This window comes from Pseudomonas glycinae (genome assembly GCF_001594225.2).
Classification (GTDB): domain Bacteria; phylum Pseudomonadota; class Gammaproteobacteria; order Pseudomonadales; family Pseudomonadaceae; genus Aquipseudomonas; species Aquipseudomonas glycinae.
Window position 1 is genome coordinate 5,361,876 of the sequence record NZ_CP014205.2, and the last position, 11,498, is coordinate 5,373,373.

The window sequence follows — 11,498 nt, forward strand, 5'->3', positions numbered from 1 at the left end:
GACGCGGAGCGTCCCCAGAGGCATTCCCACGCAGAGCGTGGGAACGATCAGATACGGTGTGGAAGCGAGAGTGTGAGGTTAATCAGGCCAATTCCACGCCGGCTCATCCAGAACCCTCTGCCCGACGATCCCGGTCTGGCCGAGGGTTTTTTCCAGCACGATGCAATTGCATTCCGGGTCCTCCTGCAACGCCGAAATCAACCGCCGCGCATGGGACACCACCCACACCTGACACTGCTCCGACACCCGGATGATCAAGCGCGCCAGCGCCGGCAGCAGGTCTGGATGCAGGCTGGTTTCCGGTTCGTTCAGCACCATCAGCGATGGCGGGCGTGGCGTCAGCAGCGCCGCGACCAGCAGCAGATAGCGCAACGTGCCGTCCGACAATTCGGCCGCCGACAACGGCCGCAGCAACCCTTCCTGAAAGAACTCGATAGCGAAGCGTCCGCCCGCCATCGGTGCAATGTTCAGCCGTGCGCCGGGAAACGCATCACTGATCGCCGCCTGCAGCGCCTCGGGATCGCCGATCTCGCGGATGGTCTGCAACGCCGCCGCCAGATCGCGCCCGTCGTGATGCAGCACCGGCGTGCGCGTGCCCAGTTGCGGCTGGCGCACCGGTGCGTCGGCGTCGCTGCGAAAGTGATCGTAGAAGCGCCAGCGGCGGATGAACTCGCGCATCTGGAACACCTCCGGCGAGGTGCGCAGGCTGCCGACCTGATCGAACAGGCTGTCGAAGTTCGGCGTGTATTGCGCCAGAACATCCCAACCACGACCTTCACGGGCACGGATCATCGGCCCGTCGCGATCCACCAGCAGGCTGGCCGGACGATAAAGCGGCCCGGCCCAGATGCATTCCTTTTTGATTTCCGGGTCGAGGGAAAAGTACGAGAGGCTCGGCTCAGGTAATCCCAGGGCGATCGAATAGCTGAAATCCTCCCCGGCAAAGCCCAGGCGCAGGCGTTTGACGCCCTGGCGCACGGTGGACTGGATCGGCACTTCACCGTTGCGCATGCGCCGGCTGATGGTTTCCGGCCCGGCCCAGAAGGTCGAGTCGAGCCCGCCCTCACGGGCCAGCGCATTGACCACGCCGCCCTGAGCGGTTTCCGCCAGCAGCCGCAGCGCCCGGTACAGGTTGGACTTGCCGCTGCCGTTGGGGCCGGTGATCAGGTTCAGACGGCCCAGCGGAATCACCAATTTATTGATCGAGCGGTAATTGGCCACCGCGAGGGTCTTGAGCATGAAAATCCTTCCTGGGTGCCCCGAAATCCGGATCAGGATACTCGCTGCACAGAAATGCATATATCGCCCGGACGAAGGTTGAACCCTGTTCTAAGCTCACAGTCGTATCGTCACTTGCACGTTCGTACACAGGAAGGAGTCTGCATGGCGAGTCCCGGATTGAAAACAGCGGTCATGCTCAGTCTGTTCGCTTTATTGAGCGCCTGCGGCGAGAAAAAGGCCCCTGCGCAATACCTGCCCCGGGTCTTCGTGCAGGAGGTGAACCCCGCCAATTACGCCGCCGCCGTGACCCTCACCGGCGATGTGCAGGCCCGCGTGCAGACCGAACTGTCGTTCCGGGTCGGCGGCAAGATCATCCAGCGCATGGTCGATGTCGGTGACCGTGTCTCGGCCAAACAAGTGCTGGCCAAGCTCGATCCGAAGGATTTGCAGACCAACGTCGATTCCGCCCAGGCTCAGGTAGTGGCCGAGCAGGCGCGGGTCAAACAGAGCGCCGCCGCGTTCGTCCGCCAGCAGAAACTGTTGCCCAAGGGCTACACCAGCCAGAGCGAATACGATTCCGCGCAGGCTGCATTGCGCAGCAGCCAGAGTGCCTTGAGTGCCGCGCAGGCGCAGTTGGCCAATGCCAAGGATCAATTGAGCTATACCGCGCTGATCGCCGATGCGCCGGGCGTCATCACCGAGCGTCAGGCCGAAGTCGGCCAGGTGGTTCAGGCCACGGCACCGATTTTCAGCCTGGCCCGGGACGGCGACCGCGACGCCGTGTTCGCCGTTTACGAATCCCTGCTGGCCGAACGGCCGGCGGAGCGTTCGATTGTCGTCAGCCTGCTCGACAACCCCGCCATCAAGACCACCGGCACCGTGCGCGAAATCACCCCGGCGGTGTCCGCGCAGTCCGGCACGGTGCAGGTCAAGGTCAGCCTCGACAGCCTGCCGCCGGGAATGCAACTGGGCTCGGTGGTGAGCGCCACGGCCAAGGGTACCGGCAAATCGGCCGTTGAATTGCCGTGGTCGGCGCTGACCAAGAACGTCAGCGATCCGGCGGTGTGGATGGTCGACGAAAAAGGTGAAGCGCAGTTGCACAACGTCACCGTCAGCCGCTACCTGATCGGCAAGGTCATCATCAGCGAGGGCCTCAAGGGCGGGGAAAAAGTCATTGTCGCGGGTGGGCAGTTGCTGCATCCGGGCATGAAGGTCGAAATTGCCGAAAACACCTACAAGGATCTGCAGCCGGGAGCACAGCCATGAAGCGTCTGGGGCTGTTATCCATTGGCCTGTTGCTGGCCGCCTGTTCGAAAAGCGAGCCGCCGCCGGAGCCGGTACGGCCGGTGTTGTCGGTCAAGGTCGAAGCGTTGAGCGAGGAAAACCTCGGGCGTTTCGCCGGCAGCATTCAGGCACGCTATGAAAGCAACACCGGTTTTCGTGTCGGCGGGCGCATTGCCAGCCGCAACGTCGATGTCGGTACCGAGGTGCAAAAGGGCACGCTGCTCGCTACGCTCGATCCGACCGATCAGCAGAACCAGCTGCGTTCGGCCCAGGGCGATCTGGCGAGGGTTCAGGCACAACTGATCAACGCCCAGGCCAACGCCCGCCGTCAGCAAGCGCTGTTCGACCGGGGCGTGGGTGCGCAGGCGCAACTGGACATTGCCATGACGGACCTGAAAACCACCCAGGCCTCGCTGGATCAGGCTCGCGCGGCGGTCAATCAAAGCAAGGACCAACTCGATTACACCCAACTGCGCTCCGATCACAAAGCCGTGGTCACCGCGTGGAACGCCGAGGCCGGGCAAGTGGTGACGGCGGGCCAGCAAGTGGTGACTTTGGCGCAACCGGACATCAAGGAAGCGGTGATCGATCTGCCGGACACCCTGGTCAATGAGATACCTCCTGACGTGGTGTTTCTGGTGGCCGGGCAACTCGACCCGAGCATCAACACCACGGCCACCCTGCGCGAGATCGAACCCCAGGCCCAGAGTGCCACGCGCACCCGCCGTGCACGGTTGACCCTGGCCGATACGCCTGACGGCTTTCGCCTCGGCACGGCGATCAGCGTCACCCTCAGCTCGGCGATCAAACCGCGTATCGAATTGCCAGCTACGGCGTTGCAGGAGGCCGATGGCAAACAGCGGATCTGGGTCATCGACACCCAAAGCAAAACCGTCAACCCGCGCGACGTCAGCGTGATCAGCCGCACCGACAGCAGCGTTGTACTTGCGGGTGGCGTGAAGAACGGCGAGCGCGTGGTCAGCGCCGGCGTCAACAGTCTCAAACCCGGACAATCCGTGAAACTTGACGAGGACAGTCAATGAAAGGCTCTTTCAATCTCTCCGAATGGGCCCTCAAGCATCAGTCTTTCGTCTGGTATCTGATGTTCGTCGCGTTGCTCATGGGGGTGTTCTCCTACTTCAATCTGGGGCGCGAGGAAGACCCGTCGTTCACCATCAAGACTATGGTGATCCAGACCAAATGGCCGGGCGCGACCCAGGAGGAAACCCTCAAGCAGGTCACCGATCGCATCGAGAAAAAACTCGAAGAACTCGATTCCCTCGACTATGTGAAAAGCTACACGCGCCCCGGCGAATCGACGGTGTACGTGTACCTGCGCGACACCACCAGCGCCAAGGACATTCCGGAAATCTGGTACCAGGTGCGCAAGAAGATCGACGACATTCGCGGGCAGTTTCCTCAGGGGATTCAGGGGCCGGGATTCAACGACGAGTTCGGGGACGTGTTCGGCTCGGTGTACGCCTTCACCGCCGACGGCCTGACCATGCGCCAGTTGCGCGATTACGTGGAACAGGCGCGGGCCGAGATCCGCAATGTGCCGGGGCTGGGCAAGATCGAAATGATCGGCCAGCAGGACGAAGTGATTTACCTGAACTTCTCGACCCGCAAACTGGCGGCGCTGGGCATCGATCAGCGCCAGGTGGTGCAGAGCCTGCAATCGCAGAACGCCGTGACCCCGGCCGGTGTCATCGAGGCGGGGCCCGAGCGGATTTCCGTGCGGACTTCGGGGCAGTTCGCTTCCGAGAAAGACCTGGCCGAGGTCAATCTCAAGCTCAACGACCGCTTCTATCGTCTGGCGGATATCGCCGACATCACTCGTGGTTACACTGATCCGGCGACGCCGGAATTCCGTTTCGACGGCAAACCGGCGATCGGGCTGGCGATTGCCATGCAGAAGGGCGGCAACGTTCAGGAATTCGGCAAGGCCCTGCACAAACGTATCGATGAACTGACCGCGGATCTGCCGGTTGGCGTGGGTGTGCACACGGTGTCCGATCAGGCCGTGGTGGTGGAGGAAGCCGTCGGCGGCTTCACCAGTGCCTTGTTCGAAGCGGTGGTGATCGTGCTGGTGGTCAGCTTCATCAGCCTCGGCGTTCGCGCCGGGCTGGTGGTGGCGTGCTCGATCCCGCTGGTGCTGGCGATGGTGTTCGTGTTCATGGAATACAGCGGCATCACCATGCAGCGGATTTCCCTCGGCGCTCTGATCATTGCCCTCGGCCTGTTGGTGGACGATGCGATGATCACCGTGGAAATGATGGTCACGCGCCTGGAAATGGGCGAGAGCAAGGAGGAGGCGGCGACGTTCGCCTACACCTCGACCGCGTTCCCGATGCTCACCGGTACGCTGGTGACGGTCGCCGGTTTCGTCCCCATCGGTCTCAACGCCAGTTCTGCCGGCGAGTACACCTACACGCTGTTCGCGGTGATTGCCGTGGCGATGATCGTCTCGTGGATTGTGGCGGTTTTTTTCGCCCCGGTGATCGGCGTACATATTCTGAGCACCAACGTGAAATCCCATGAGGCCGAACCGGGGCGCGTTGGCCGTGCATTCAACGGCGGTTTGCTGTGGTGCATGCGCAATCGCTGGTGGGCCATCGGCATCACCGTCCTGTTGTTTGTGCTGGCGGTGTTCTGCATGCGTTTTGTGCAGAATCAGTTCTTCCCGTCTTCGGATCGACCGGAAATTCTGGTCGACCTCAACCTGCCGCAAAACGCCTCGATCGACGAAACCCGCAAGGCCGTCGACAAACTCGAGGCCACGCTCAAGGGCGATGCGGACATCGTGCGCTGGAGCACCTACATCGGTCAGGGTGCGATCCGTTTTTACCTGCCACTCGACCAACAATTGCAGAACCCGTACTACGCGCAACTGGTGATCGTCAGCAAAGACTTCGAAGCCCGCGAGGCCCTGAGTCAGCGCCTGCGCGAACGTCTGCACAAGGACTTCGTCGGCATCGGCAGTTACGTGCAGGCGCTGGAAATGGGGCCGCCGGTGGGGCGCCCGATCCAGTACCGGATCAGCGGCAAGGACATCGACCAAGTGCGCAAGCATGCCATCGACCTGGCGACTGAACTGGACAAGAACCCGCACATCGGCGAGATCATTTACGACTGGAACGAGCCGGGCAAAGTCCTGCGCATCGACATCGCCCAGGACAAGGCGCGCCAGCTCGGGCTGTCGTCCGAAGACGTGGCGAACCTGATGAACAGCATCGTCAGCGGGGCGCCGCTGACCCAGGTCAACGACGACATCTACCTGATCAACGTGGTCGGTCGCGCGGTGAGTTCGGAACGCGGTACGCCGGAAACCCTGCAGAACCTGCAGATCGTCACGCCCAACGGCACGTCGATTCCCTTGCTGGCCTTCGCCACCGTTCGTTATGAGCTGGAACAGCCGCTGGTGTGGCGTCGTGATCGCCTGCCGACCATCACCATCAAGGCGTCGGTGCGTGACGAGATTCAGCCGACCGATCTGGTGAAACTGTTGAAGCCGTCCATCGACGCGTTCGCCGACAAACTGCCCGTTGGCTACAAGGTCGCCACTGGCGGTACGGTCGAGGAGAGTGGCAAGGCCCAAGGGCCGATTGCGAAAGTGCTGCCGTTGATGCTGTTTTTGATGGCGACCTTCCTGATGATCCAGCTGCACAGTGTGCAGAAGCTGTTTCTGGTGGCCAGTGTTGCGCCGCTGGGGTTGATCGGTGTGGTGCTGGCGCTGGTGCCGACCGGTACGCCGATGGGCTTCGTGGCGATCCTCGGGATTCTGGCGTTGATCGGCATCATCATCCGCAACTCGGTGATCCTCGTGACCCAGATCGACGAGTTCGAACGCAAAGGTTACGCGCCTTGGGATGCCGTGGTGGAAGCCACCGAACACCGGCGCCGGCCGATCCTGCTGACCGCCGCCGCGGCGAGCATGGGCATGATCCCGATCGCCCGGGAAGTGTTCTGGGGGCCGATGGCCTACGCGATGATCGGCGGGATCGTGATTGCGACCCTGCTGACGCTGCTGTTTCTGCCGGCGCTATACGTGGCCTGGTACAAGATTCGCGAGCCGAAGAAAGAGGCGCAGTAAGGCGAGCGCCTTGCGTTTATCGCCAACTACACGGCTTTGCGCCAGACACTCGCCAGCCAGGGCTGCTGCTCACGCGGCAGCCCCGCCGGCCGGTAGTAATGTTCCAGCTCGACGAACCCGGCAGCGGTCAACAATCCGCGCCAGGCCTCCAGATCGTGATACGAGCCATAACGCGGCCCGTTCCAGCCCTCACGGTTATCCCCACGCGGATTGGAACTGAACAGCACGCCGCCCGGTTTCAATGTCCCGTGCAGTTGCTTCAAGACCCGAGGCAATTCCTGCAACGGCACATGAAACAGCACTGCGTTGGCGAAGATCCCGTCGAAGCGTTCGTCCGGCAGATCCAGCTTCAGAAAGTCCTGACACCACACCTCGCAACCACTGTCCTCGCGAGCCATCTGCGCGAATTTTTCCGCACCGTCGAGGCCGACGGTGACGTGTCCCATCCGGGTAAATGTCTGTAAGTCCCGCCCCGGCCCGCAGCCGAAATCGAGGATGGAAAACGGCGCCGTACCCTGGATGTGCCGCAACAGGGCGTCGATGTTCTGGCTGACATCGTGATCGCGGGTGCCTTCACGAAAATCTTCGGCCACCGCGTTGTAGTGGCTGAGGGTGGTCGAAGTGATCTGCTCAAGATCGGTGGGGGTCTGTTTCATGGTCGGACTGCGGTGGCATTCGGGTTTGGTGAATATACGCCATACAGGTTCAGGCGGGTGCGCAGGCAATAACCCTGTACCGCACTGAGCAATCCCGAAACGGATGAAATAACGCCTGTGCGACAGATGATTGTCGCGATGCCGCCCCGTCTCGGGCGACCTCTTCAGAAACAGGATTTCCTATGGTCATCGGTCGCAAGCCCCACGTCACGCCATCACATGCCCGTTTTGCACCGGATGCCACGCGGCCCCGTACGAGGCCAGGCGATACCCTTTCCATCGAGGCCCCGGCAATCAAGGTTGCGCGAACCTCTCCAGCGCTGGAAAAAGATCCGGCGATGCCGGTTTCTGCTGACGCCGCGGTCACGATTACCGGGCTGCCCCTGGCGGAAAATACTTCTATCCGGTCCGTAGTGATGTCGCTTGAAAAGTATCGCCTCAGACTGCCGCGTGGCCTCCCGGCTGCCGATACCCAGGGCATCAGGCGTTTCAAGGGCCGCGAGTTTGTCGATATCGCTGCGGGTGAAATCGTGCAGGTCCGGCAGGACGTCGTAACGGGTGAATACCGTGCGACGCTCCCGTCGGAACAGTCCGTCTCGGGGCCGAGACTTGTTCTTGATCAGCGGACGATGATCTGGAAAGCCGAACAACTGTCGATTCTGGCTGACATCGGCAACGCCATGAGCGCCCGATACGATTCCGAGCTTATCGGCCTCAAGCCTTCAATCGGCAGGGATGCAACAGCTGCGCAGGGTCGACTGTATGAAGGCCGGGATGACCGGTTCGAGCGTCAAACCTCTCTCACCGTGACGATCATTGCCCGTGGACTGAGCCAGTTTGAACCCCGGCACGCAGCCACCCTGCGAACCGAGTTGCACGCCACGCACCAGATATTTTCCGATGCTCGCAATGGGCTCGCGGCGAACTACGCCGAGGTCGCAGGTATTTTTCAGGGATTTTTCGGCACGCAGCATGCGCTGATCAAGGCGAAGTTCGCCGATTGCCTGTCGCGAGGCGAGGCGCTGTCAAAGGAGTATCAGGGGCCATGGGGGATGGAAAAGTTCGTGGGTGTGGCATTTGACCAGGATCGCCGGGCGTGGATGTACCAGTTCGATTTTCATGGCCGTTTATTCATCAGTCTCAATCACCTGCAGACCGGGGATTTTGCCGCCGTTCTGGGTCATGAGATGCTGCACACGAACAGGGTCAACCGGTTCAAGAGCGTTGGGCCAGGCGCGCTGGATTTCTTTTATCTGGACGCGCGCATGGGAAATGCCCTAAGTCGTCCGCTGCCGGTTTACGACATGGCCGAGCGCGTTGTTTCGGAAGTCATCATGCAGGGCGGCATGACGGTGGCATACCTGGATGGGTTCACGAGCGACCACAGCCGTTTCACCGCCGGAGTCAGAGAGGCTCTGGGACTGGCAGAGAAGCTGGATGTCCAGACGGCTGTCGACCTGTTCAATGCCCACCCGACCGTTCGGACATCGCTAGCCTCAAGCAATGCCGACAGCATTATCTACGCCGCCACCAGTCTGCAGGCTCTGCATCTGGCCAGAATCGCAGACAGCCAGCTGCTTGAAAGCCTGTTGAACCGTTGACGATCTCAGCGCTTGTTCAGCCCCCGTGCCAGACGATCTCCACCCAGCTGAATCAGCGCTACCAGCGCCACCAACAGTACGATGACGGTCAGCATGATCTGGCTGTCGAAGCGCTGATAGCCGTAACGATAGGCGATGTCACCCAGACCGCCGGCGCCAATCGCTCCGGCCATGGCCGATGAGTTGATCATCGTCACCAGGGTGATGGTGAACCCGCCCACAATCCCCGGCAGGGCCTCGGGCAACAGCACGTGCCAGACGATGTGCCAGCGCCGGCAGCCCATGGCTTGCGCGGCCTCGATCAGGCCGTAGTCGACTTCACGCAGACTCACCTCGGCGATTCGCGCAAAGAACGGTGTGGCCGCGATGGTCAGCGGTACGACGGCCGCCCACACGCCGTAGGTGGTGCCGACGATCAGCCGGGTGAACGGGATCAGCGCGACCATCAGAATCAGGAACGGGATCGAACGAAACAGGTTCACGAAGGCACCCAGCGCACGGTTAAGAACCGGCGCTTCGTAGATCCCGCCCTTGTCGCTGGTGACCAGAATCACCGCCATCGGAATACCCGCCAGCAATGCGATCAGCGAGGACACGCCGACCATCAGAAACGTGTCGATGAAACCCTGCAGCAAGCGATCAAACCACATAACCCAGCACCTCCGTGCGTTGTGCCCATTGGCTGGCTCGCTCACGCAATTGCTCGGCGTTCAGCTTTGAGCCCGCCACCGCCAGCAGCAATTGCCCAAGCGCGTGGCCCTGAATCCGTTCCACGCCGCCCTGGAGCAATTTCACCCGGCCACCGAGCGCGGCGAACAGCGCGGCCAGATCCGGTTCGTCCTGTTGGTTGCCAGTGAACTGCAAACGCAGCACAACTGACGCATCGGGCGAGGACGGTTGTGCCTGCAAACGGCTTTGTAATTCTTCGGGCAAGGCGTGTTGCAACGGTGCGAGCAAGGTCTGGCTGACTTCGTGCTGCGGGTTGCCGAACACTTCCCAGACCGGGCCCTGCTCGACGATGCGGCCGTGTTCGAGCACGACGACGCGGTCGCAGATTTCCCGGATCACCGCCATCTCGTGGGTGATCAGCACGATGGTCAGGCCCAGGCGTCTGTTGATCTCGCGCAGCAGGCCGAGGATTGACTGGGTGGTTTCCGGATCGAGAGCCGAGGTGGCTTCGTCACACAGCAAAATATCCGGGTCATGCACCAGCGCGCGGGCGATGCCGACCCGCTGTTTCTGCCCGCCGGACAGCTGCGCCGGATACGCCTTGTGCTTGGCTTGCAGGCCCACCAGCTCAAGCAGTTCGCGAACCTTGTTCTCCCGCTGTTCCTTCGGGACGCCGGCGACTTTCAGTGGCAGTTCGACGTTCTGCCACACCGTTTTCGCCGACATCAGGTTGAAGTGCTGGAAGATCATGCCGATCCGCCGTCGCAGGGCGACGAGGCGGTCCTCGTCGTATTCGCCGATGTCCACCTGATCGATCAGCACCCGGCCCGAGGTCGGTTGTTCGAGGCGGTTGATGGTGCGAATCAGCGACGACTTGCCGGCGCCGCTGCGACCGATGATGCCGAACACTTCACCGCGCTGGATCGCCAGGTCGATGCCTTGCAGGGCGGCGACCGGGCCTTGTTTGCCGTCGTAGGTTTTGCCGAGCCCGACGAAACGCACATGAGCGCGGTTCAGTTCCGGATGCAGTTCGGTGCGTTGCGCAAGCGCAGGTGGCTCTGGAAGGTCCAGTCGCCGTCGGATGGCCGCGGTCATCCTCAGCTTTCCCAACCGGCCTGGTACAGCTTGCCGTGGGCCTTATCCAGCGCCGCGCGAACGGCCGGCGAATGCTGGTAGATGTCGACGAACTTGATCAGGCGCGGGTCGGTCTTGCTCTTCGGCTGGATCACGAATTGGATCACGTATTCCTTGTGGTCGAGACCGTCGAACAGCAGCGCGGAGCCGGCATCGAAAGTCTTCGCCAGACGAATGTAGGCCGGGTAGCCCTGAACCAGATCGGCGTCATCGTAGGCGCGCACCAGTTGCACGGCTTCAACCTGGAGGATCTTGATCTTCTTCGGATTGGCGACGATATCGTCTTCGGTGGCCTTGTAGCCGACGCCCGGCTTGAGGGTGATCAGACCGGCCTTGGCCAGCAGTTGCAGGCCGCGTCCGCTGTTGATCGGGTCGTTGGCGATGGCCACGCTGGCGCCTTCCGGCAGCTCGTCGAAGCTTTTGTATTTCTTCGAGTACAGGCCGACGTTGTTGATGATGCCCGGCGCGAACGGCACCAGGTCGAAACCGGAGGCGGCCTTGGCGTTTTCCAGGAACGGAATGTGCTGGAAGTAGTTCACGTCGATGTCACCGGCGGCGAGGCTGACGTTCGGCGCGATCCAGTCGGTGAATTCCACCAGCTCGACTTTCAGGCCTTGTTTGGAGGCCTCTTCGACGGCGGCTTCCAGCGGAATCGCGAAGGCTGCGGTAGTGCCGATTTTCAACGGGGCATCGGCGGCGAAAACAGCCGAGCTGAACAGGCCGAAGGCCAGGGCCAGTGCTTTGACTGGGTGGGACAGCAGTTTCTTGGTCATGGTGGTTTTCCAGTCAGTTAATTTAGCCTGATCGCTCCCACGCTCCGCGTGGGAGCGCGCCTCAATG

At 61.7% G+C, this 11,498-nt stretch carries 9 protein-coding genes; 4 read left to right on the forward strand and 5 right to left on the reverse strand.

Annotation, left to right across the window (positions count from 1 at the left end; translation table 11 throughout):
* Positions 1-78 precede the first annotated feature (78 nt).
* Positions 79-1,239 carry an AAA family ATPase gene (locus AWU82_RS24520; protein ID WP_064382719.1) on the reverse strand — a complete coding sequence of 387 codons (1,161 nt, stop codon included), beginning with the start codon at positions 1,237-1,239 and terminating at the stop codon, positions 79-81.
* A gap of 144 nt (positions 1,240-1,383) precedes the next feature.
* Between AWU82_RS24520 and AWU82_RS24525 the strand changes: the two genes are divergently transcribed.
* From AWU82_RS24525 to AWU82_RS24535, 3 genes are read left to right on the forward strand one after another with little or no spacing between them, the layout of a single operon-like run.
* On the forward strand, positions 1,384-2,487 hold the full coding sequence (locus AWU82_RS24525; RefSeq protein WP_064382720.1) for an efflux RND transporter periplasmic adaptor subunit: 1,104 nt from the start codon (positions 1,384-1,386) through the stop codon (positions 2,485-2,487).
* Complete coding sequence (locus AWU82_RS24530; protein WP_064382721.1) at positions 2,484-3,548, forward strand: efflux RND transporter periplasmic adaptor subunit; 1,065 nt, start codon at positions 2,484-2,486, stop codon at positions 3,546-3,548. Before AWU82_RS24525 ends, AWU82_RS24530 begins: the two co-directional genes overlap by 4 nt.
* Positions 3,545-6,598: an efflux RND transporter permease subunit gene (locus tag AWU82_RS24535; protein ID WP_064382722.1), complete on the forward strand. Its 3,054-nt coding sequence runs from the start codon at positions 3,545-3,547 to the stop codon at positions 6,596-6,598. The genes AWU82_RS24530 and AWU82_RS24535 overlap by 4 nt, the downstream gene beginning before the upstream one ends.
* 26 nt (positions 6,599-6,624) lie before the next feature.
* Here AWU82_RS24535 and AWU82_RS24540 read toward each other — a convergent pair whose 3' ends face one another.
* The gene (locus AWU82_RS24540; RefSeq protein ID WP_064382723.1) at positions 6,625-7,254 is read right to left on the reverse strand and encodes a class I SAM-dependent methyltransferase; all 630 of its coding nucleotides are present in this window, start codon (positions 7,252-7,254) and stop codon (positions 6,625-6,627) included.
* Positions 7,255-7,436: 182 nt separating this feature from the next.
* Between AWU82_RS24540 and AWU82_RS24545 the strand changes: the two genes are divergently transcribed.
* Positions 7,437-8,855 (forward strand): hypothetical protein, encoded by a 1,419-nt coding sequence (locus AWU82_RS24545; protein ID WP_190241528.1) that lies wholly within the window; start codon positions 7,437-7,439, stop codon positions 8,853-8,855.
* Between the two features lie 5 nt (positions 8,856-8,860).
* Here the strand turns inward: AWU82_RS24545 and AWU82_RS24550 are convergent, their stop codons facing one another.
* Genes AWU82_RS24550 through AWU82_RS24560 form a run of 3 tightly spaced genes read right to left on the reverse strand, consistent with a single transcriptional unit; the run spans position 8,861 to position 11,431 of the window.
* Positions 8,861-9,505 carry a methionine ABC transporter permease gene (locus tag AWU82_RS24550; RefSeq protein ID WP_007952752.1) on the reverse strand — a complete coding sequence of 215 codons (645 nt, stop codon included), beginning with the start codon at positions 9,503-9,505 and terminating at the stop codon, positions 8,861-8,863.
* The gene (locus AWU82_RS24555) at positions 9,495-10,619 is read right to left on the reverse strand and encodes a methionine ABC transporter ATP-binding protein (protein WP_064382725.1); all 1,125 of its coding nucleotides are present in this window, start codon (positions 10,617-10,619) and stop codon (positions 9,495-9,497) included. The genes AWU82_RS24550 and AWU82_RS24555 overlap by 11 nt, the downstream gene beginning before the upstream one ends.
* Positions 10,620-10,621: 2 nt before the next feature.
* The gene (locus AWU82_RS24560) at positions 10,622-11,431 is read right to left on the reverse strand and encodes a MetQ/NlpA family ABC transporter substrate-binding protein (RefSeq protein WP_007952748.1); all 810 of its coding nucleotides are present in this window, start codon (positions 11,429-11,431) and stop codon (positions 10,622-10,624) included.
* Positions 11,432-11,498 lie beyond the last annotated feature (67 nt).